The sequence below is a fragment of the Streptomyces sp. NPDC048603 genome, assembly GCF_043199475.1.
In the GTDB taxonomy this organism is placed as follows: domain Bacteria; phylum Actinomycetota; class Actinomycetes; order Streptomycetales; family Streptomycetaceae; genus Streptomyces.
The window spans coordinates 373,049-394,763 of the sequence record NZ_JBICVY010000002.1 but is presented as its reverse complement, the minus strand read 5'-3'; the positions used below and the strand labels follow the sequence as shown (position 1 = coordinate 394,763).

Annotated in this window: 18 protein-coding genes; 13 read left to right on the top strand and 5 right to left on the bottom strand. The window is 73.5% G+C overall.

The genetic code is table 11. From position 1 onward, the window contains the following. The first annotated feature begins 156 nt into the window (after positions 1 to 156). Entirely contained in the window at positions 157 to 780 is a 624-nt protein-coding gene (locus tag ACGFQ9_RS05485; protein ID WP_393571433.1) for a TetR/AcrR family transcriptional regulator, read from the top strand. 65 nt (positions 781 to 845) lie between these two features. Here ACGFQ9_RS05485 and ACGFQ9_RS05480 read toward each other — a convergent pair whose 3' ends face one another. Then, on the bottom strand, positions 846 to 2,123 hold the full coding sequence (locus ACGFQ9_RS05480; RefSeq protein WP_393571869.1) for an SLC13 family permease: 1,278 nt from the start codon (positions 2,121 to 2,123) through the stop codon (positions 846 to 848). Between the two features lie 272 nt (positions 2,124 to 2,395). Here ACGFQ9_RS05480 and ACGFQ9_RS05475 point away from each other — a divergent pair, with 272 nt between their 5' ends. Together ACGFQ9_RS05475 and ACGFQ9_RS05470 are read left to right on the top strand one after the other, a co-directional pair. Continuing rightward, positions 2,396 to 3,742, top strand: a complete 1,347-nt coding sequence (locus ACGFQ9_RS05475) for a hemolysin family protein (protein ID WP_393571431.1) — start codon at positions 2,396 to 2,398, stop codon at positions 3,740 to 3,742. Further along, the gene (locus ACGFQ9_RS05470) at positions 3,739 to 4,767 is read left to right on the top strand and encodes a hemolysin family protein (protein WP_393571429.1); all 1,029 of its coding nucleotides are present in this window, start codon (positions 3,739 to 3,741) and stop codon (positions 4,765 to 4,767) included. The genes ACGFQ9_RS05475 and ACGFQ9_RS05470 overlap by 4 nt, the downstream gene beginning before the upstream one ends. Positions 4,768 to 4,849: 82 nt before the next feature. Here the strand turns inward: ACGFQ9_RS05470 and ACGFQ9_RS05465 are convergent, their stop codons facing one another. The 3 genes from ACGFQ9_RS05465 to ACGFQ9_RS05455 form a co-directional block, all read right to left on the bottom strand. Further along, positions 4,850 to 6,664 (bottom strand): ABC transporter ATP-binding protein, encoded by a 1,815-nt coding sequence (locus tag ACGFQ9_RS05465; RefSeq protein WP_393571427.1) that lies wholly within the window; start codon positions 6,662 to 6,664, stop codon positions 4,850 to 4,852. Between the two features lie 134 nt (positions 6,665 to 6,798). Continuing rightward, the gene (locus ACGFQ9_RS05460) at positions 6,799 to 8,124 is read right to left on the bottom strand and encodes a cytochrome P450 (RefSeq protein ID WP_393571425.1); all 1,326 of its coding nucleotides are present in this window, start codon (positions 8,122 to 8,124) and stop codon (positions 6,799 to 6,801) included. Between the two features lie 179 nt (positions 8,125 to 8,303). Continuing rightward, complete coding sequence (locus ACGFQ9_RS05455; RefSeq protein WP_393571423.1) at positions 8,304 to 9,395, bottom strand: globin domain-containing protein; 1,092 nt, start codon at positions 9,393 to 9,395, stop codon at positions 8,304 to 8,306. A gap of 560 nt (positions 9,396 to 9,955) precedes the next feature. Between ACGFQ9_RS05455 and ACGFQ9_RS05450 the strand changes: the two genes are divergently transcribed. From ACGFQ9_RS05450 to ACGFQ9_RS05410, 9 genes are all read left to right on the top strand, one after another. Then, a complete protein-coding gene (locus ACGFQ9_RS05450; RefSeq protein WP_393571422.1) occupies positions 9,956 to 10,813 on the top strand; it encodes a CAP domain-containing protein in 858 nt (285 codons plus the stop codon). A gap of 306 nt (positions 10,814 to 11,119) precedes the next feature. Next, positions 11,120 to 12,964 (top strand): VWA domain-containing protein, encoded by a 1,845-nt coding sequence (locus ACGFQ9_RS05445; RefSeq protein WP_393571420.1) that lies wholly within the window; start codon positions 11,120 to 11,122, stop codon positions 12,962 to 12,964. A 110-nt stretch (positions 12,965 to 13,074) separates the two neighbouring features. Continuing rightward, positions 13,075 to 13,638, top strand: coding sequence for a hypothetical protein (locus ACGFQ9_RS05440; protein ID WP_393571418.1), 564 nt, complete (start codon positions 13,075 to 13,077; stop codon positions 13,636 to 13,638). 319 nt (positions 13,639 to 13,957) lie between these two features. Continuing rightward, positions 13,958 to 14,752, top strand: coding sequence for a thioredoxin family protein (locus tag ACGFQ9_RS05435; RefSeq protein ID WP_393571416.1), 795 nt, complete (start codon positions 13,958 to 13,960; stop codon positions 14,750 to 14,752). After that, a complete protein-coding gene (locus tag ACGFQ9_RS05430) occupies positions 14,749 to 15,369 on the top strand; it encodes a TlpA family protein disulfide reductase (RefSeq protein ID WP_393571415.1) in 621 nt (206 codons plus the stop codon). Before ACGFQ9_RS05435 ends, ACGFQ9_RS05430 begins: the two co-directional genes overlap by 4 nt. Beyond that, the gene (locus tag ACGFQ9_RS05425) at positions 15,366 to 16,160 is read left to right on the top strand and encodes a cytochrome c biogenesis CcdA family protein (RefSeq protein WP_393571413.1); all 795 of its coding nucleotides are present in this window, start codon (positions 15,366 to 15,368) and stop codon (positions 16,158 to 16,160) included. Before ACGFQ9_RS05430 ends, ACGFQ9_RS05425 begins: the two co-directional genes overlap by 4 nt. Before the next feature lie 128 nt (positions 16,161 to 16,288). After that, a complete protein-coding gene (locus ACGFQ9_RS05420; protein WP_393571411.1) occupies positions 16,289 to 16,900 on the top strand; it encodes a hypothetical protein in 612 nt (203 codons plus the stop codon). Between the two features lie 213 nt (positions 16,901 to 17,113). Then, a complete protein-coding gene (locus ACGFQ9_RS05415; RefSeq protein WP_393571409.1) occupies positions 17,114 to 17,848 on the top strand; it encodes a response regulator transcription factor in 735 nt (244 codons plus the stop codon). Then, positions 17,845 to 19,251, top strand: a complete 1,407-nt coding sequence (locus tag ACGFQ9_RS05410; RefSeq protein WP_393571407.1) for an ATP-binding protein — start codon at positions 17,845 to 17,847, stop codon at positions 19,249 to 19,251. Before ACGFQ9_RS05415 ends, ACGFQ9_RS05410 begins: the two co-directional genes overlap by 4 nt. Positions 19,252 to 19,346: 95 nt before the next feature. On the opposite strand, the gene ACGFQ9_RS05405 is transcribed toward ACGFQ9_RS05410, so the two are convergent. After that, positions 19,347 to 20,978: an FAD-binding oxidoreductase gene (locus tag ACGFQ9_RS05405; protein ID WP_393571406.1), complete on the bottom strand. Its 1,632-nt coding sequence runs from the start codon at positions 20,976 to 20,978 to the stop codon at positions 19,347 to 19,349. 63 nt (positions 20,979 to 21,041) lie between these two features. On the opposite strand from ACGFQ9_RS05405, the gene ACGFQ9_RS05400 reads away from it, so the two are divergent. After that, the gene (locus ACGFQ9_RS05400; RefSeq protein WP_393571404.1) at positions 21,042 to 21,671 is read left to right on the top strand and encodes a TetR/AcrR family transcriptional regulator; all 630 of its coding nucleotides are present in this window, start codon (positions 21,042 to 21,044) and stop codon (positions 21,669 to 21,671) included. The last annotated feature ends 44 nt before the right edge of the window (positions 21,672 to 21,715 follow it).

The following is a 21,715-nucleotide window of genomic DNA, read 5'->3' as shown; positions in this document are numbered from 1 at the left end:
CGGTCCCGCGAGCGCTAAATCTAACCGCGTTAGGTAAACGAGGTGGCTGGAATGTAGCGGGGGACCCACGGGCTTGTGAAGCGTTTCCGGCAGGTAACCTGCAGCTCCGGCGGACAAGCGGCCCGCCGGACGCGGAGAGTCACGGAGGAGTCACGGATGGCACGGCCGAGCCAGACCCTGCTCAGCCGCGCGATCATCGCCCGCGCGGCCCTGGAGCTGCTGGACGAACAGGGCCTGGAGGCCCTGAAGATGCGGACGATCGCCGACCGGCTTGGCGTGCGCGGCGCCTCCCTGTATCACCACGTGGCGTCCAAGGAGGACCTGCTCGACGCGGTCGCGGAGCTGATCAACGACGAGATCGACCTGGGTCCGCTGACCGACCCGGGCGGCCCGGACGGCATCGCCGCGTACGCCCACGGGTACCGCCGCGTCTACCTCCGGTACCCGCACATGATCCCGCTGGTCGCCCGCCACCGGGTCTCCTCCGACAAGGCGCTGCGCGGCTACGACGCCCTGCTGGGGGCGCTGGTCCGGGCCGGCTGCACGCCGGCGGAGGCCGCCGAGGCCGCCGCCGCCCTGGACAACCTCGTGCTGGGCTCGGCGCTGGAGACCTTCACGGCCGGCTTCACCCGCTCCCCCGCCGACTACCTCCCGCACTATCCGGACCTGGCCGCGTCTCTGGAGGCCGCCGACGACCGCCCGGGCGGTCTGGACGGGCTGGACGCCCGGGGCTTCGACCTCGGCCTCCGCCTCCTGATGCGCGGCCTGGCCTCCTCCTGAGGCGGGCGACCGGACCCGGTCCGGTCCCCGGCCAGGTCCCGGTCGGGTCCCCGGCCAGGCCCCGGTCAGGTCCCGGTCAAGGACAGGCCGCACCACAGTGCCGCGACGGCGGCCGCGAGGGCGGCCGGCGTGGTCAGGAGTCCGAGGCGGGTGAACTCCCCCAGGGACACCCGGTCGTCGTGGGCGTGCACGATGCGCCGCCACAGCAGGGTGGCGAGCGAGCCGGCGTAGGTCAGGTTCGGACCGATGTTCACCCCGATCAGGACCGCCAGCACCGGGCCGGGTCCGGCCGGGGCGACGAGCGGCAGCAGCGCGAGGACCGCCGGCAGGTTGTTGATCAGGTTGGCCAGCAGGGCGGCGGTCCCGGCGACGGCCAGCAGCGCCGGAAGCGAGCCGCCGTCCGGCAGTACGCCCGCCAGGGCGGTGCCGAGGCCGTGGTCGACGACCGCCCGTACGACGATCCCCAGCGCCAGCACGAACAGGCAGAAGCCCGGCGCGGCGGAGGCGGCCAGCCGCCCGGCCGTCGTACGGCGCCGCAGCAGCGCGCGGACGGCCAGGACCAGCGTGCCGGCCAGCGCGGCCCAGGCCGGGCTCGCTCCGGCGAAGGAGGCGGCGGCGAACCCGGCCAGGGTCAGGACGAGCACGACCACGGTGAAGCGGGACACCCGGACGCCGTCCTCCTCCCCGGCCGGGACCACCCCCTGCTCCACGCCGCCCGCCGGCTTGGCCAGGTCGGCGCGGAAGAAGCGGCGGAAGACGAGGTACTCCACGCCGATCGCGGCCGCCCAGGGCAGCGCCATGAGCGCCGCGAACCGGGTGAAGGACAGCCCGCTCGCGGTGAAGGCCAGCAGGTTGGTGAGGTTGGACACCGGCAGGAGCAGGGAGGCCGAGTTCGCGAGGTGGGCGGTCGCGTGGACGTGCGGCCGGGGTGCGGCGCCCAGCCGGGCGGCGGTCGCGTAGACCACCGGGGTCAGCAGGACCACCGTCGCGTCCAGGCTCAGCACGGCGGTGATGACGGCGGCCACGGCGAAGACCCCGCCCAGCAGGGTGTCCGGACTGCGCCCGCACCGCCGGGCCACCACCGCTCCGGCCGCCCGGAACAGGCCGTCGTCGGCGCAGAGCCGGGCCAGCACCAGGATCACGGCGAGGAAGGCGACCACCGGCATCAGGTCGGCGGCCTGCTCCCACGCGTCCCGCGGGGAGATCACCCCGAGCGCCACCAGCAGCCCGGCGGCCGGCACGGCGGCCACGGCCTCCGGCAGCCCGCGCGGGCGCACGACGGCGAACGCGAGCACGCAGAGCAGCAGGGCAAGCGACAGCGACTCGGCTATGACGGTACTCAGCACGCACTCCCGGCGATGGAACCCGACCGGGCCGGACAGCGGCCGCGACCCCCGCACAGGATCTCACCCGGTCGGAGCGGAGCATGAATTTACTTGCCCTTTACCCTTGCGGTCGGATACTGTGCGTAACCAAATAGCCTTCCGGGCCCTGCGGGGCCCGCCGAGAAACGAATGGAGCAGCGCCCCGCAATGGGTGAACCTCCCAGTCCCTGCCGTGCCACGTCCTGCCCGCAGACCCCGAGGGTCGCTGAGCCGGGAACGGGGGTGGCACGGTGACCGAGATCCTGCTGCTCCTCCTCGCGCTCGCGCTGACGCTGGCGTGCGCGGTGTTCGTCGCCGCCGAGTTCTCCCTGACCACGGTCGAGCGCAGCGAGCTGGTACGGGCTGCCGCCGCCGGTGAGCGCGGCGCCGAAAGTGCCCTGAAGGCGGCCAGGAAGCTGACCTTCCAGCTGTCCGGTGCCCAGCTCGGCATCACGGTGACCTCGCTGGTCATCGGCATGCTCGCCGAGCCCTCCGTATCGGCGCTGCTGCACGGTCCGCTGACTGCGCTGGGGCTGTCCGAGGGGGCGGTCTCCACTGTGGCGACCCTGCTGGGCGTGGCGCTCTCCACCATCGTGCTGATGGTGGTGGGCGAGCTGGTCCCGAAGAACTGGGCGATCTCCCACCCGCTGGCCGTGGCCAAGGTCGTGGCCGGCCCGCAGCGGGCCTTCACCGCCGTGTTCGCGCCGCTGATCCGGCACCTGAACAACACCGCCAACCGCCTGGTGCGCCGCTTCGGACTGGAGCCGGCAGAGGAGCTCGCCTCCGCCCGCACCCCGGAGGAGCTGGTCGCCCTCGCCCGGCACTCGGCCCGCGAGGGCGCGATGGCCGCCGACTCCGCCGAACTGTTCGTGAAGACCCTGCACCTGGGCGAGCTGACCGCGGAGAACGTGATGACGCCCCGCGTGGACGTGCGGGCCCTGGAGGCCCACGCCACCGCGCTGGACGCCGCGAACCTCGCCCTGGCCACCGGCACCTCCCGGTTCCCCGTCTACCGGCACACCCTCGACGAGGTGATCGGCACCGTCCACATCCGTGACGTGCTGGCCCTGGAGGAGGAGAAGCGGGCCCTGACCGCGGTCACCGGTCTGATGACAAAGCCGCTGCTCGTCCCGCACTCGCTCCCCGTGGACACCCTGCTCGGACGCCTCCGCAAGGCCCGCACCATGGCCGTGGTGATCGACGAGTACGGCGGCACGGCCGGTGTCGCCACCGTGGAGGACATCGTCGAAGAGGTCGTCGGCGAGGTCCGCGACGAGCACGACCCGCTGGAGGTCCCCGACCTCCTCGAAGCCCCCTCGCACGAGGGCCGCAGGGTGTGGCAGGCCGACGGCTCCGTCCGCCTGGACCAGCTCGCCGCGATCGGCCTGGACGCGCCGGAGGGCCCGTACGAGACCCTGGCCGGCCTGATCGCGACCGAACTGGCACGCATCCCCGTCGAGGGGGACACGGTCACGGTCGGCGCGTGGGAACTGACCGTGCTCGTCATAGACCACCACCGGGCCGACCGGGTGAGCGTCACCGCGCCCGCGGCCGCCGGCAACGAGAACGAGAACGCTTCCGGGGAGGAGGACCGATGACCGCCGTGCAGTTGCTGATCGGCGCGCTGACCCTGGTGAGCAACGCCTTCTTCGTCGGGGCCGAGTTCGCCCTGATCTCCGTGCGCCGCAGCCAGATCGAACCGGCCGCCGCCAAGGGCGACCGGCGGGCGCGGACCACCCTGTGGGGTCTGGAACACCTCTCCGCGATGATGGCCACCGCCCAGCTCGGCATCACCGTCTCCTCGCTGGTCCTCGGCGCGGTCGCCGAACCGGCCATCGCACACCTGCTGGAACCGCCGTTCGCCTCGATCGGCGTGCCCGAGGCGCTGATCCACCCGATCGCCTTCGTGATCGCGCTGGCCCTGGCCACGTACCTGCACATGCTGATCGGCGAGATGGTCCCCAAGAACATCGCGCTCGCCGCCCCGGCGCGGACCGCTCTGCTGCTGGGGCCGCCGCTGGTCGCGCTCACCCGGGGGCTGCGCCCGCTGGTCTTCGGCATCAACGCCTTCGCCAACGCCCTGCTGCGGCTGCTGAAGGTGGAACCGAAGGACGAGGTCGGCGCGGTCTTCACCGACGACGAACTGGCCCGCCTGGTCAAGGACTCGCGGGACGCCGGACTGATCGGGCCCGAGGGCAGCGAGCGGCTCCAGGACGCCCTGGAGCTCGGCACCCGCACCGTCGGCGAGATCATGATCCCGCGCGAGCGGTTCGTGACGGTCGGCCGGGACGTGACCCCGCGCCGGCTGGAGCGGGTCGCCGCCGAACACGGCTTCTCCCGTCTGGTCGTCACCGGCCCCGGCGGCGCGATCCTGGGCTTCCTCCACATCAAGGACGCCCTGGGTGCGGCGGACCGCTCGGCCCCGTTCCCGCGGAGCGCCCTGCACACGGTCACCGAGGTGCCGCTGACGACCCCGCTGGACGACACCATGACCGCGATGCGCACCGCGGGCACGCACCTCGCCGCCGTCACGGACGCCCGGGGCACGGTGATCGGCTTCGTGACCATGGAGGACGTGCTGGAGGAACTGGTGGGCGAGGCCGCCACCCCCGGCAGCCGCTGACCGGAGGCCCGCAGGGCCCGGCCACCGCCCGGCCCTCCGGGGCTGGGCGGTGGCCGGGCGGGCCAGGCCGGACGGGCCGGGTTCAGACCGGCTCCGCCGTTGCCGGGGTGTCGTCCAGGAAGCCGCCGGACTGGTGCTGCCACAGCTTGGCGTAGGCGCCGTCGGTGGCCAGCAGTTCCTGGTGCGTGCCCTGTTCGACGATCCGGCCGCGGTCGAGCACGACCAGCCGGTCCATGCCGGCGACCGTGCTCAGCCGGTGGGCCACGACGAGGGCCGTGCGCCCCTCCATGAGCCGCCACAGCGCCTCCTGGACGAGGATCTCGCTCTCCGAGTCCAGGGCGCTGGTCGCCTCGTCGAGCAGCAGGATCGGTGCGTCGCGCAGGATGGCGCGGGCGAGGGCCACCCGCTGCCGCTGCCCGCCGGACAGCTTCACACCGCGCTCCCCCACCATGGTGTCGAAGCCGTCCGGGAGGGCGTCGGCGAACTCCGTGACGTGTGCCGCCTCGGCCGCGCGGCGGACCTCGGCGTCGGTGGCGTCCGGCCGGGCGAACGCGATGTTCTCCCGCAGCGTCCGGTGGAACATCGCGGGGTCCTGCGGCACGTAGGCGATCTGGCTGCGCAGGTCCGCCTGGGACAAGCGGCTGATGTCCTGCCCGCCGATGAGGATCCGGCCGGCCTCGACGTCGGTCATCCGCAGCAGCAGCCGGGTGAGCGTGGTCTTCCCCCCGCCGGACCGGCCGACCAGGCCCAGCTTCGATCCGCTGGGCACATCGAGGTCGAGGCCCTCGAAGAGCGGCTTGGCGCCACCGTGGGTGAAGTTGACCTGTTCGAAACGGACGTCGGCGGCCCGGGGCCGCAGCGGTTCGGGGGACTCCGGGTCGAGCACGGTCGCCGGGGTCAGCAGCAGTTCGGTGAACTGGGCAGCCTCGGTCATCGAGCTTTCCAGACGGCGGTAGATCTGGTTGAACTCGAACATGATCCGGGTGGCGCTCGCGTAGTAGGTGAAGGCGACGATGACCGCCTCCACGCCGTGTTGCCCGGCTCCGAGGGAGAGTGCGACGACCAGCCCCAGGACGTTGGTCAGCACGGACATCGGCGCGACCACCGTGTCGATGCGCAGGTTGCCGTAGTCCCAGGAGCGCAGCGTCAGCCGCCGTGACTCCGCGACCCTGGACCGGTGTTCGGCGGCCTCGCGCCGCTCGGCGGCGAACGCGCGGACCGTGTCCATGTTCATCAGGCTGTCGGCGACATGGCCGGACACGCGGGCGATGGCCTCCTCCCGCTGGGCGACGAGCCTCTGCCGGCGCCGGATCAGCGGGACGACGCACAGCGCCGTCAGCACGATCATCAGCAGCAGTCCGGCCACCAGCAGCGGCTCGTACTGCCACAGGACCACCGATGCGAACAGCAGCGGCACGAAACTGCCCATGACCGAGAAGGTGAGCGTGTCCACGACCTCCTCGAAGCGGGAGGCGAAGCTCAGGACCCGCTTGGTGAGGGAGCCGGCGAAGTTGTCGTGGAAGAACGCGGCGTCCTTGGCGAAGAGTTCGTCCATTCCGACGACGTAGAGCTGCTCGATGCCGCGCGCGTCGAGACGGTTGAGGCAGTGAAGCCCGACGCGCCACAGCGTCTCGCCGAGCAGCAGGACGCCCGCGAAACAGAGGACGTAGGGGAGCATCGCGTCGAAGCCGGTGCCGGCGCCCCCGGCGATGTGGCCGACGAGCTTGGCGACGATCAGCGGCGCGAGGTAGTTGATGCAGATGTTGCCAAGCGCCGGGAGCAGCATGGCGGGCACCGTCAGCCGGCGGAGCCTGGCCAACTCCCGTCCGTAGTAGCGGAGTGCGAGGAGCACCGGACCCCGGCCCGGCGAACCTTTGCTCGAATCAGGCGAATCCATTCCAACCCTGCCTTGTCGGACCACTGGGGACAAGATTCGCAGTGTCCCGTGGCGGCCCCGGCGGCGTCCAAGTGTTTTTCGCCGCGCGGCACCGGCCCGGGCCTCGCCCGGCCCCCCGCCCGGCCCCCCGCCCGTCAGCCGTCCAGCACGGCCGGGGCCGGCCCGTCCGGACGGACGGTGATGCTGTACGCCGCCCCTGCCGGAGTGGAGAGGAACCGGGGGGTGCGGTCGGGCAGCAGGTGCTCCAGCAGCACGGTCGACTCCTTGAGGGCGAACTGCAGGCCCAGGCAGGCCCTGGGGCCCATCCCGAAGGGGAAGTAGCTCCCCGGACGGTCCGGGCGCCGGCCGGGGGTGGTGAAGCGGCCCGGGTCGAACCGCTCGGGATCGTCCCAGAGGGCGGGGTCCCGGTGGGTCAGGTAGGGGCAGACCACGACATCGGTGCCGGCCTCGATCCGGTACCCGGCGAGGACGTCGCCCTCCGCGGCGCAGCGCGGCAGGATCCAGGCCGAGGGGTAGAAGCGCAGCGTTTCGTGGACGAGCGCCTGCACGGCCTGCCGCCGCTCGGCGGAACCTTCGGGGCCTGCGGCCAGGGCCCGCTCCCGCGCCTCCGGGTTCCGGTCCAGCAGGAGGTGGAGCCAGGTCAGGGTGGAGGCGGTGGTCTCGTGGCCGGCCAGCAGCAGGGTGACCAGCTCGTCGCGGATCAGCCGGTCGGTGTACTCGGCGCGGGTTCCCGAGGCGTCGAGGAGGGCGTGCAGCAGGCCCGGCCCGTCGGGCCCGGGCCCGTCGTCGCGGGCGGCGGCGATGACGCGGTGCGCGAGGGCGTCGATCCTGGCCAGTTCGGCGGCCACGACGCCCTGGGCCGCGGCCTGGTCGGCGGGCAGCTGGGGCAGTGCGGCCACCACCGCGGGCACGGCGGCCAGGTCGGCCTCCGCGGTGGGGTCGAGCGGATGCCCGGTCAGGGAGCGCCAGATGGCGTCCAGGGCGAAGCGGCGCATCTCTTCGCCGACGTCGAAGACCTCACCGGTGCGGGCGTACGCCGCCCAGCGCTCGGCGGCGCTCCGGGCGGCACCGGTGATGCGCTGCTCGTAGCGGCGCATTCCCCGCCCGGTGAACTGGGCCTGCAGCAGCCGCCGTTGGCGCTGCCAGGCCTCGCCGTTGGCGGCCACGACCCCGTCCCCGATCAGCACCCGGGCACGGTGCGAGCGCTTCACGTAGCGGCCGGGGTGGAGGGCGAGCACGTGCTGCACGGCCTCGGGAGCGGTGACCAGGACGGTCGGGCGCGGGCCTGCGAGGCGGAACGCGGCGACACCGCCGAGCCGTTGCCGCGCTTCGGCGAAGAGGTCGATGAGCTGCCCTCCCCCGTCCTGCCACTTCACGACGAGTGCGGGATCCAGCTCGGGCACCCGGCGGCCTGCCGGGGACTGGCTCGGGAAGGAGCCGGGGCGGGCGTGGGTGGCCACGGGGTCTGCTCCTGTTCTGCGACGCAGCGGGCATCACGCACTGTAGGGGAGCGGGCGCGGTGGGCGACACCCCGCCTCGCGCCCCACTCGTCCCGGGGCGCGGTGAAGTGCTCCGTGCCCGGACCAGGGCGCGGGGGAACGGTCACGGGTGGCTTCTCCTGGCGGGGCGGGCGGGCCGTTCAGCCGACGGACAGGACGGGCTCGAACGGGTCGTGGTGGATGTGCTCGGGCAGGGTGCCGGTCCGGGTCAGCGTCTCCCGCGCGGAGACGACCATGGGAGCGGGGCCGCTGAGGAAGACGTCGTGCTGGTACCAGGGCCCGTACTCGGCGAGCACATCCGGCAGGGACCCCCGGATTCCGGGGATGTACTCGTGCGAGACCGCTCCTCTGATGGTCAGCCAGTGGTGGCGCTGGGACATCCGGAGCATGTCGTTCACGCCGTACAGCTCGGCTCCGGTGCGGGCGCCGAGGAACAGGTCGACCCGGTGCTCCTCCCCGCGCCGGGCGACCTCCTCGAGCAGCGCGCGGATCGGGGCGAGACCCGTGCCACCCGCCACGCAGAGCAGGCCCCTGTGCTCGGCGGTGTCCAGCACCATGTCGCCCATCGGGCTGCCCAGCCGGAGGACGTCACCCACCGCGGCCCGGTGCACCAGGGCTTTGCTGACCGTGCCGCCGGGCACCGCCCGGACGTGGAGGGTGAGGGTGCCGTCCTCGCGGGGGGCGTTGGCGGGGGAGTAGTAGCGCCACTGCTTCGGCCACCACGGGGTTTCGAGGCTCACGTACTGCCCGGCGGAGTACTCGTACGGCAGGTGGGGGCGTACGGTGATCTCGGCGATGCCGTTGCCTCGCGGGAGCTTGTGCACGATCGTGGCCGGCCAGACGGCGGGCCGTACCGCCTCGTCCTCCTCGGCGGCACTGATCATGACCTGGGCCACCACGCCGTACGCCTTCGTCCAGGCCGCGGCGGTCTCGGTGGTCCAGGCGGGGCCCGCGTAGCGGGCCAGGGAGGCGAGGAGGCACTCCCCCACGGCCGGAAAGTGCGCGGCGAGGGTGCCGAACTTGCGGTGGTCGCGGCCGAGGTGGCCACAGAACCGGATCAGCGCCGCGGGATCGTCGACGAGGTCCACGATACGCAGCAGTGCGCGCAGGAGGCGGCCGCGCTGGGTGTCCATCCCGGGCGGGAACATCGGGCGGACCGCGGGGTGGCGGGCGAAGAGGATCGCGTAGAAGTACACCGTCATGTCGGCGGCGAGCGGTTCGACCACCGACACCGACGCCCTGATGAGTCGTATCTCGTGCTCTAAGAAGGGTGGTTCGGCGGGTGCCGCGGGCTCGGGTGCCGGTTCGGACGGGTGCGGGGGCCGGAACCCGGCGGAGGAGCGCGGGGGTTGAAGTGGGGGCGGGCTGCCTGGGCGGGTCTTCCGGAACCTCAATGGACCAGCGCTCCTCCGCCGGGGACAGGATCTTCACTGGTTTTCCACCCGCCATGACCGGCTCGGGCGGGAAGCTGGGCGAGCATGAGTCCTCGTTCGGCTTGTCGAGACAGAGAAGCGGACGGAGTGCTTCCGGTTACCGGGAGATCATCCACGGAGCCGCCCGAGCGGGAAACCGGCACATCCACCGGATTCCCCGCGCGGATCTCGTCGCATCATCCGAGCGGCCGATCCGAACCGGACGCCGAGTCGCGGGAATTGCCCGAATCGTTCCTTCGCCGAGCCTGCGGGCTTCCTTAAGGGACCTTGAAGAACAGCTCCTGGGGCCTTTTTTCGCTGGTCAGCGTCCTAGGCTCGGTCCCAGATCCACTCCCCCGCCCTTGTGAGGTGTTACCGGCATGAGCCGCAGCCGTACTCCCGAAACGCCGTCCCGCGCCGAGGTCCGCCGGAAGAAGGCGGTGCGCACGCGCATCGTGCTGTCCGTCACGGCGGCGGCCGCGGCGGTGGCGGTCGGAGTCGCGGTGGCCGACTCCGACGGCGAGGGCAAGGACCGGCGCGCCGAAGCGTCGACCGGCTCGAAGTCCGCCTCCGCCGGCGCCGGTGACGCGACCGGAACCGCGACCCCCGCCTCTTCCGACCCGCTGCTCACGGCCGACGCCCCGGCCTCGGCGAGCGCGAGCGCATCCGGTTCGCCCGCCGCCGGAGCCGCCGGAGCATCGGCCACCCCCACGAAGCCCGCGGCGAAGAACAGCGGCACCCCGGCGAAGCCGTCGACGCCGACCGCCAAGCCCACCCGCAAGGCCACGCCGACCAAGACCAGCGGTTCCGGTGGCTCCGGCGGCGGCTCCGGCTCCGGCGGCGGCACCGTCAACACCTCGGCCGAGTCCGCGGTCCTGGCCCTGGTCAACAAGGAGCGGGCCGCGGCCGGTTGCGGCGCGCTGACCTCGAACGCCAAGCTGAGCAACGCCGCACGCGCCTACAGCGACACCATGGCCCGCGCCGGTGTCATGTCCCACACCGGCCCCGACGGGTCGACCATGACCAGCCGGGTGGAGGCCGCCGGCTACAAGTGGTCCACCCTGGGCGAGAACATAGCCCGCGGCCAGGCCGACGCCGACGCGGTGATGAAGGCCTGGATGAACAGCCCCGGCCACCGGGCCAACATCCTCAACTGCTCGTTCAAGGAGATCGGCATAGGCGTTCACAAGGGCGACGGCGGCCCGTGGTGGACGCAGAACTTCGGCGCCTCGAGGTAATCGGACCACACCGGAAACACCCCCCACAGGAGACGTCCTCCGTACCCGTATCCGGGTACGGAGGACGTCTGCGTTCACAGGCTCGGGATGCGATCGAAACGATCGTGGAACCATTCGCATCTGCTTATCGTCGATTGAAGGGAGTTCGGCGCCGCGCTCAAAGACATTGCCCAGTACAGCGGTTCGGACCACCTGGAACACGTCCCTGTCCCCGAGCGCCCGTTCCCTGACCGGTATGCGCAAAGGGGCCGACAGACAAGCCTCCTGGAGATCACCTTCATGAATCCGAGACCACACCGACGACGCGTGCCCGCCGGTGTTTCCGTGCTGATACTCGGCGCGCTCCTGGCGCCGGCGGCGACCGCGAGCGCCTCCCCGGCGACACCCGGGCCTCCCGGGCCTGCCCGGATCGACCTGGTTCTCGACCTGTCCGGGTCGATGAACCAGAACGACGCCGGCGGGCAGACCCGCCTCACCGCCGCCAAGCAGGCGGTCACCCGAATCATCGACACCGCCCCCGAACAGGCCCCGCTGGGACTGCGCGTCTACGGCGCCACGTATCCCGGAAAGGACAAGAAGCCGGGCTGCGCCGACACGCAGCAGGTCCTGCCGGTCACGCCGATGGACCGGGCGGCGCGTGCCGACGCCAAGAAGCGGGTCGCGGACTTCAAGGCGGTCGGGTTCACACCGATCGGCGTCTCGCTCCGCGAAGCCGCCAAGGACCTCGGCACGAGCGGCGAGCGCCGCATCATCCTGGTCTCGGACGGTGAGGACACCTGTGCGCCACCGCCCCCGTGCGAAGTGGCCCGCGAGCTCAAGGCACAGGGGATCGGCCTCGCCGTGGACGTGGTCGGGTTCCGGACGCCCGACCCGGCACGTGCGCAGCTGAAGTGCATCGCCGAGGTGACCGGCGGGTCGTACGCGGACGCCGACGACGCCGACTCCCTGACCGCCAACCTGGGCACGCTGTTCCGCAAGGGGTGGCGGACTTACGACGCCACCGGAAAGCCGGTCCAGGGCTCCCTCAACGGCTGTCAGGACGCCCCGCTGGTCACGCCCGGCCAGTACCTGGACAGGTTCACCGGGGGGCGCGACCTCTACTACAAGGTCAAGAAGCGGCCGGACCAGCAGCTCCAGGTGAGCGCCACCGCCGTCGCCGAAGAGGGGTACTCCCGCGGTTCCATCATCACCGTCGCCGCCGGCCCCGCGGGCAACGGCAAACCCAGCGCCTGGCTGCGGGAGTTCACGCAGTCGATGGGGTGGGCGAACGTCATCTCCGCCGGAGGCCGCAGCAAGCCCGGAGCGAGCGGCGAAACGCCCGCGCCCGACGACACCGGCTGCATCGTGATCGAGAACAAGGTGACCCGGTCCGGCGACAAGCCGATGCCGGTCGAGCTTCTCGTCGGCATCGCCGACGGGACGACCCAGGGGGCCGGCGTGCGGACTCCGGAGCCCCGCACCGGGGCCGACGCCGAGGGCGGCTTCTCCTTCAACAGCGCGACCCCGATCGGTCCGGGCACGCACCGGCAGTCCATCGCCGTCGGCGAGGCCCCCTTCTGGCGGGTGGAGCTGAAGGCAGGCCAGAAACTGAAGGTCAAGGCCGGCGTGGACATCCCGGGTGACTTCCCCAACTCCACCCCGAGCGGGTGGAGCGTCACCCTCTACAACGCCCAGCGCGAGTCGACGGTGTGCAACGCGGACCTCCGCTCGACCGAGCTCTTCATGGGCAGGACCGGGCACTTCGACCGGGTCTGCGGGCCCTGGGAGATCACCGAGGGACACGACGCGAAGAGCCCCGACTCCAACGGATACGACGTGCCCGGCACGTACTACATCCAGGCACAGGTCGCCGAGCCGGACGACAAGGCGAAGGGCATCGTCGTACCGATCTCGCTGACCGTGGACGTCTCCGGCACACCCCGCGCCGGCAACAGCCCGGTGTTCTTCTTCGGCGACGACGCCGCCCAGGGCCCCTCGCAGCCCGGTGCGAACGGGAACGGCGGACAGGGCGGTACCGGCGGCACGACGGCTGCCGCGAAGGACGAGGACTCGCCCATGGGCGGGCTCGCGCTGCCGGCCGGTGCCGGCGCCGGGGTCCTCCTGCTCGGCGGCATCACCTTCTACGCCCTCAGGCGCCGCAGGGCATCCTGACACCGGCGGGTCTTTACGGGCCCTTCCGGACTCTTCCGGGCGCTCCGGGCGCTCCGGGCGCCCGGGGGAGGCGGTGACCGGCCGGCCCGCGCGTCGGCCACTATATGGCGGTGCCCCGACTTCCGCGTTACCTGCTCATATGGCTGTCGTGCACAGCCGCCAGCGTCACGGCCGTGCTCGCCACGGTCCAGTTCGTCGTCGGCACGACCCGGCACACGCCCCCGGTCGCCCGGTCCGCACCGACGGTCATCGAGACGCCTCCGGCCTGGCAGGCGGGGAGCCCGGCGCCGGGCTCCCCGTCCCCGAGCGCCTCCCCGTCCGCGAGCGCCTCCCCCTCGGCCACGCGCCCGTCGCCCACGGCCACGACCCCCACGCCCGCCAAGGCCACGACGGGAACCCCGCGGACCACCCCGTCGAAGAGTTCCGTCGACTGCAAGGAAGGCGGAGCCGGCCTGCACACCGTCCCCTCCCAGGGCGGCAAGGCCACGGTGCGCTACGGCAGCCGGGGCGTGTGCCTGATCTCCGCGATCCCCAGCCGCGGCTTCAAGGCCACCACATCGCAGACCTCGGACACCACCCTCACGGTCACCTTCAGCAGCTCCGACCACCGGTCGGTCATCACGGCGACGGTGGACTCGGGCGCCCGGGCCAGCGTCCGCGAGACCTCGTTCTGACCCGGGCCGCGACACTCGCCCCGCCCGGTCCGTTCTGCCCTGTTCGGCGGGCTGTGTGCACTCATGGACCGGGTTCCGGCGAAGCGGAAGGTGAGCTCTTCCTTAGGGCATCCTCAAGATCGCCCCGATCCGGTTCCGGCGGCCCCGAACGGTCCTATGCTCACGTCATCCGAGCGGCCGGCGGCACCGGGGCGTGACTCCCCGGCCAACCGCCGGACTGTCGGCCCTCCGCCGGCGTCCGCCGAGCGGACGCGTTCCGCCGTCCTGCCGTCCCGCAGTCCTCACCGTCCCCTGGGGTGTCTTCGTCATGAGTTCCCGCATGCTCCGACCCGTCCGCGCCGACCGCCGTGCGGCACAGTCCCGTCCGGCCGCGCCCCTGGGGAAGCGGCTGCCGCTGGTGGCCGCGGCCGTGGTCGCGGCGGGGCTGACCGCGGCCTGCGGTCCGTCCTCCTCCCAGTCCGCCGGGTCCGCCGCCGCGTCCGTGGCCGGGCAGTCCTCGGAGGCCTTCCCCTCCGCGGCGGAGTCCCCGATCGCGAGCGGGTCCCCCGAGGCCTCGGCCTCCGCCACGGCATCGCCCTCCGCGCCGGCCTCCGCTTCTGCCTCCCCCGGCACCGGGCCCGGCTCCTCGGCCACTCCCGCGCGGGGCAAGACCGGGTCCGCCGCCCCCGCCCGTACGTCCGCCAAGCCGGCCCGTACGTCCGCCGCGCCCAAGCCGCCGGCCAAGGTCCCCGGCCCCGGCTACCCGGCGGGCGACGCGGGCAAGCAGATCGACGCGGCGCTGCGCGCGGCCAAGTCCGACGGGCGGATGGTGCTCCTCGACTTCGGCGCGAACTGGTGCGGCAACTGCAAGGCCGCGGACAAGGTGTTCGGCCAGGCGAAGACCGCGGAGATCCTCGGCTCCTCCTACCACCTCGTCAAGGTGGACATCGGCGGCAACAACTCCGCCAACTCCGCGCTGCTGCGCAAGTACAGCCCCTCGGGCGGCACCTACAAGATGCCCGTCCTGGTCGTCGTCTCCCCGTCCGGCAGCGTCCGCACCGACACCCATGTCACCGGCAACCCCTCCCTGACCTCGGACGGCATCAACTCCTTCCTGCGCAAGTGGGCGTCGTGAGAAGACCGGTACGGGGCCGCCCGCTGTCCGCCGTCCTGGCCGGGGCCGGCCTGGTGGTGGCGGCGGCCGGCTGTGTCCTCGCCGCAGGCGGTACGGGCACCGGCGGCGCCGGGCCGGCGGGCGGAGGGACGGGCGCCGTCACGGCCGCGGCCCGGGCGGCCGTCCTGGACCCCGGCGCCCGGCGGCAGGCTCCCGAGCTGGCCGGCGCGGACCTGGACGGGAAGCGGCTGAGCCTGGCCGGGATGCGGGGGGACGTGGTCGTCCTCAACGTCTGGGGCTCCTGGTGCGGCCCCTGCCGGGCCGAGGCCGACGACCTGGAGCGGCTGAGCCGGCAGACGCGGGCCGAGGGGGTCCGGTTCCTGGGGATCAACACCCGGGACCGGGACCGGGCGGCCGCCCGCTCCTTCGTCCGCGCCCACGGCCTGGGCTTCCCCAGCCTCCACGACCCCGCGGGCGAACTCCTGCTCCGCTTCCCGCCCGAGCTGCTCAACCCGCAGGCCATCCCCTCGACCCTCGTGATCGACCGGCGCGGACGCGTCGCCGTCGCCATCGGCGGCGCCGTGACCGACGATCAGCTGCGACCCCTGCTCACCCGCGTGACGGAGGAGGAGTCATGACGCCGGTCACGGACGGAGCCGTCACCGGTCTGACGCTCGCGGCCGACGCCTCCTCCCTGATCACCGGCACACTCGTGATCGCGGCCCCCGTGGCCTTCGCCGCGGGACTGGTCTCCTTCCTCTCCCCCTGCGTCCTGCCGCTCGTACCGGGCTATCTCAGCTACGTGACCAGCCTGTCGGTCGCCGACCTGGCGGACGCCCGCGGCGGACGCCGCGGCCGCATGGCCACCGGGGCGCTGCTGTTCGTCCTGGGCTTCACGGCGGTCCTCGTCTCCGGGGGCGCCCTTTTCGGCTACTTCGGCCGCAGCCTCCTGTCCCATCAGGAGGCGGTCAACCAGGTGCTCGGGGTCCTCACCGTGCTCATGGGGCTGTCCTTCATGGGCTTCCTGCCGGGCTTCACCCAGCGGGAGTTCCGCAGCCACCGGCGCCCGGCGCTGGGGCTCGCCGGAGCTCCCCTGCTGGGCGCGGTGTTCGCGGTGGGCTGGACCCCGTGCATCGGCCCGACCCTGGCCGCCGTCCAGGCCCTCGCCTGGAGCGAGGCGAGCGCGGCCCGCGGCGCCTTGCTGATGGCCGCCTACTGCCTGGGGCTGGGCCTCCCGTTCGTCCTGGCCGCACTGGCCTTCCGCCGGGCGCTCGGCACCTTCGGCCTGGTCAAGCGCCACTACGCGTGGGTGCTGCGGATCGGCGGGGGCCTGCTCGTCCTGGTCGGCGTACTGCTGGCCACGGGCGTGTGGAACGACCTGGTGTACCGCATGCAGCTGTGGAGCGCGAACTTCAACACGGCGCTCTAGAAACGCCGTTCGTCACGCCCCCACGCCCCTACACCCCCCGCGCCCCCACGCCCCCCACGCCCCCCCCCACGCCCCCCACTCTCCCGAAGATCCCGGACCGATCCGGTCCCCGCACGACTGAGGCAGCCATGACCCTTTCCACCCACCCGCGGCACTCCCGCAAGGCTCGCGCCGCGGCCGCCCTCCTCTGCCTGGCCGCCCTCTCCGCGTGCGGCGAGCAGCCCGCCGGGGACTCCGGCGCCTCCGCGGCCACGGCGGCCAAGGCGCCCGGGGCTGCCGCGGCATCCGGGCCCGCCACGACGCGCTTCACCGAGAACGGGGTCACCGTCACGCTGACGGTGTCCGACTGGAAGGCCTCGAAGGGCACCCTCACCGCGGTCTTCACGCCCGAGGAGAAGGGGTTCCACCTCTACAGCACCGACCTGCCCGCCACCGGCGTGGAGGGCGTGGGCCGGCCGACCGCGATGGCCGTCACCGGGGCCCTCACGGCGGAGGGGAGGCTCGCCGCCTCCGCACCGGTGCAGAAGATCCGCGTGCCCGGTGTGGGCGCACCGGTCCCCGTCTACCCGGACGGGCCGGTCACCACCACGCTGCCCGTCCGCGCGGACCGCAACGGGGAGGCGACGGTGCTGTTCGGCTACGCGAGCTGCAGCTCGCAGGAGGGCTGCACCATTCCGGTCTCCGACCGGCCCGTGCACCTGCAGGTCACCGGCGAGGGCCCGGCCTTCACCTCGTCCTAGGGGTGTCCGCTCCCCGGCGCTCGCGCCCGGTTCCCGGTCGGTTCCGGTCCGGCGCCGGTGCCCGGTTCCGGTCAGTTCCGGTTCCGCCCTGCCGCGCGAGGGGACGGCAGGGCGGAACGGCGCCGAGCCCGGCCGGGCGGGACGGAACGGGACGTTCCAGAACCTCCGCCACCTGTCCGCGGACCGCTGGCTCCCAGCCCCTAAGGTGTCCACATGCCGAGCGTCCTGGTCGTGGAAGACGACCCCAGCATCCGCCAGTCACTGATCGAGGTCCTGACGGAGCACGGGTACGCCGTGCGCAGCGCGGCCGACGGTTTCGGCGGTCTGCGCGAGGTCACGCAGTCGCCCGTCGACGCGGTGGTCCTGGACCTGGGGCTGCCCGATCTGGACGGAGGCGACGCGCTGCGGATGATCCGGGGCATATCCTCCGTTCCCGTGCTCGTGTCCACGGCGCGGGACGACGAGACGGAGATCATCAAGATCCTCAACGCGGGCGCCGACGACTACCTGGTCAAGCCCTTCTCCGGGGGGCAGCTCATCGCCCGGCTGTCCGCCGTCCTGCGCCGCACCAGCCACGTGTCCCCCGCCGGGACCGCGGCGGGCGTGCCGGGTACGGCGGTGGCACCGGCGGCGGCCGACCCGCTGCGCCCCACCACCGTGGGCGAACTGGTCGTGGACCCGGGCGCCCGCACCGCCTGCCTGGCCGGCCGTGAGCTCCGCCTCACCCGCCGGGAGTTCGACCTGCTGGCGTTCCTCGCCCTGCACGCCGGACAGGTCGTTTCCAAGCGCCGGCTGCTGACCGAGGTCTGGCGCGAGCCGTACGTCGACGACCAGACCGTCGACGTGCACCTGTCCTCGCTGCGCCGCAAGCTCGGCGAGCGCGCTGCGGCCCCGCGCTACCTGCTGACCGTGCGCGGTGTGGGCATCAAGCTGGTGGCACCGCGTTGAGACGCTCCCTGGCCGGAGTGGCGCTCGCCGTGACCTCCATGGTCGCGCTCTCCTTCCTCATACCGCTGGCCGCGCTGGTGCTGTCGCTGGTCAAGGAGCAGGGCGTCACCGCGGCCGAACAGCAGGCCGCCGCCCTGGCCCCGGTCCTCACCCTGACCACCGATCCGGCGGCCCTGCGCGAGTCCGCGGCGAGCCTGGACTCGGCCGAGCGCCTGGTCGTCCACCTGCCCGACTCCGGGCCCCTCGGCAGCTCCAGGGCCCCCGAGGCGCTGCTGCGACGGGCGCAGGAGGGACGGGAGTCCATCTCCCAGGAGATCCCGGACGGCTGGATCTGTCTGCAGCCGGTGGTGCTCCCCGGCGACCGGGTCGCGGTCATCGAGAACTTCGTCCCCGAGGAGGAACTGACCCGCGGAGTCAGGGAGTCGTGGGCCGTGATGACCTTCCTCGCGGTGGGCCTGGTCTGCGGTTCCGTCCTGGTCGCCGACCGGCTCGGGGCGAAGGTGGTCAGGTCCTCGAAGCGGCTCGCGCAGGCCTCGCACGCGCTCGGCCGGGGGGACCTGGACACCCGGGTGGATCCCATGGGGCCGAGGGAACTGCGGGACGCCGGCCTGGCCTTCAACGCGATGGCGCAGCGGATGACCGAGCTGCTCGCCGTCGAGCGGGAACTGGTCGCCGACCTGTCCCACCGGCTGCGCACCCCGCTGACCGCCCTGCACCTGGCGTCGGAACGGATGGCCGGCACGCCGGAGTCGGCCCGGGTCGAGGCGGCGGTCGGGGAGCTGGAGACGGAACTCCAGGCCATCATCGCCGCGGCGCGCACCCCGCTGGCCGTGGGCCCGATGGGCCAGGGTCTGCTCGGCACGGAGCCGCCCGCCGGCCGGCCCGCCGGCGGCGCGGCGGAGGCGGCCGGCCCGCGCTGCGAGGCGGCGGAGGTCGTCCGCCGCCGCACCGCCTTCTGGTCGGTCCTGGCCGAGCAGCAGAACCGGTGCTGTTCACTGGACCTCACCCAGGAGCCCACGGCCGTCGGCCTCTCCGACGACGACGTCGCCGCCGTGGTGGACGCGCTCATCGGCAACATCTTCCGGCACACCGCGCCGGGGACCCCGTTCGGCGTCAGCGTGGTCCGGACCGCCCAGGCCGTGGAGCTGGTCGTGGAGGACGGCGGACCGGGCATCCCCGAACCGGACCGGGCGCTCTCCCGCGGGAGCAGCACCGGGTCCACCGGGCTCGGGCTGGACATCGCGCACCGGGCGGCGAACGCCACGGGCGGCTCGATGCGCATCGCCCGCGGCCCGCTGGGGGGCGCGCACATCACCGTGACCTTCGCCCTGGCCGCTCCGGCGCTGTCCGGACGCCGCCCGCGCATCTCCCGCCGCCGGACGGCCCGGCCGCGCAAGGCGTAGGCAGAGCAGGGCAGGGCAGAGCAGGGCAGGCCGACCGGACCGGAGCCGGCCGGACGGGCCGGCTCCGGTGCGGCGGGCCCCGCCTGCGGACCCGGTCAGTCGACGAGCACACCCGGGTTGAGGATGCCCTTCGGGTCGAGCGCGCCCTTCGCGGCGCGCAGCGCGAGGGCGAAGGGGTCGGGGCGCTGGCGGTCGTAGTCGCGGCGGTGGTCCCTCCCGACGGCGTGGTGGTGGGTGATGGTGGCCCGGTGCCGGTGCAGGACCTCGCTCGCGACGGCCTTCAGGTCGTCCCAGACGGCGACCTCGTCGCCGGGCCGGCCGGCGGCGAGCACCGTGAAGTAGGGGGCCGCCCCGTCGGGGTAGACGTGGGTGAGGCGGCAGTTGACGGTGGCCGGGTACCCGGTCGCCTTCAGCGCCGCCGCACCGAGCTCGGTGCGGACGTCCTCGATCAGGGCGGGGATCCGGTCCCAGGTGGCCGCCGTCTCGAAGGTCTCGGCGATGGCGCCCATCCTGGCGAGGCCGTCGCGGAGGTAGGGCATCCGCAGGAAGGCCGAACGCCACGTGGAGACGGCGGCGTCTGCCGGGGCCCCGTCCGCCGTACCGCCGGCGCCGCCCGCACCGCCCGCGCCGTCGGTCCCGTCGCGCCGGCCGCCGTACCCGCGGGCCAGGCCGACGGCCCGTTCGAGGCGGTCGGCGACGGGGGCGTCCGCCGACTCGAATCCGAGGACGAGCACGGCGGACCCGTCCTGCGCGGCCCCGGCGAGACCGGCCTCCCCGGCGTCCAGCAGCCGGCAGTTGGCCGGCGCCAGGTCGGACTGCGCGACGGCCCGCACCGCCCGGAGCGCATCGTGGAACCCGGTGAAGGAGACCGCTGCGGACGCCTTGTGGACGGGGCGCTCCTGGAGCCGGACCCACGCCTCGGTGATCACGCCCAGCGCTCCTTCGGACCCGAGGAACAGCCGGTCGGGCGAGGGGCCGGCGCCGGAGGCCGGCAGCCGCCAGGAGGCGCTGGTGCCGGCCGGGGTGACGACGCGCAGGGACTGGACGAAGTCGTCGATGTGGGTGCGTCCGGTCGCGTAGTGGCCTCCCGCCCGGGTGGCGAGCCAGCCGCCCAGCGAGGAGAACTCGAAGCTCTGCGGGAAGTGCCGCAGGGTGAGGCCGTGCGGCCGCAGCTGCTCCTCCAGGCCCGGACCCAGCGCTCCGGCCTGGATGCGCGCGGCCCGGCCGACGGTGTCGACCTCCAGGACCCGGCCCATCGCGGTCAGATCCAGGGACAGAACGGCGCGGTGGGCGTCGCCGCGGTACTCGACGCCTCCGGTGACGGAGGACCCTCCGCCGTACGGGACGACGGCCACCTGCCGGTCACCGGCCCAGTCCAGGAGGTCGGCCACCTCGCGGTCGTCGGTCGGGCGGGCGACGAGGTCGGGGATGCGTCCGGGCCGCCCGCGCAGGGCGCGTATCACGTCGCGGTACGCCTTCCCCATCGCGTGGGCGGCGCGGTCGTCGGGGTCGTCGGTGACCAGGTGGGCCAGGCTCGCGGGGGGCTCGACGGCGGGGCCGCCGATGCGCAGGTCGCGGACGTGCGGGACGGGGAGGGGGCGGGCGAGGGTGCCGGGCAGCAGCGCGCCCATCGCGGCACACTCGTCGTCGCCGGGGTGCGCGTCGGTCCAGCCCCAACCCCACCAGGAGCGGGTGCGGGACGTCGGCTGCGGGGTGGTGCCGGTCATGGTGCGCTCCGTAGGTCGCAGTAATTTACCCAGGGGTAAATTACTTACGGATAATATCCGTCCATGGCAACCCCACACTCGAAGGCCGGCACCAAGGGAGTCCCCCGGGAGCAGCGCCGGCGGCAGATCCTGGCGGCCGCCACGGAGGAGTTCGGCACCCGCGGCTATGCGGGCGCCTCGCTCGCCGCGATCGCCGCCCGCGTCGGCGTCACCAAGACGCTGCTGCACCAGTACTTCGGCACCAAGGAGGACCTGTACGTCGCCTGCCTGGTCCCCGTCGGCGACCGGCTGCTGGGTGCGATCCGGGACGCGATGGGGCAGGACGGGACCACTCCGGACACCCCGCTCCGGGTGCTCCACGGCATCTTCACGGCACTGGAGGGGCAGCGGGAGGCCTGGTTCGTCCTCTACGACACCTCCCTGCCGCCCGGCGGCGAGGCCGCCGCGCGCGCGGCCGGCTACTGGTCGGCCGTCGACCGGCTCGCCGCCGACGGCACCGCCGACCTGCTGCGCGTCACCGGATCCACCGACCCGCTCGACGCCGACGCCCTGAGGTACGTCTGGCGCGACCTCGTCGCCACGCTCGTCCGCTGGTGGGTGAAGCACCCGGAACAGTCACCGGCGGCCATGACGGCCCGCTGCACCCGCCTCTTCGCGGCCGCCGCGGCCCTCACCCCCGGCGGCCGCCCCTGAGCCGTGTCCGAGCTCCCCCGAGCCGTGCCCGAGCTCCCCTGGGC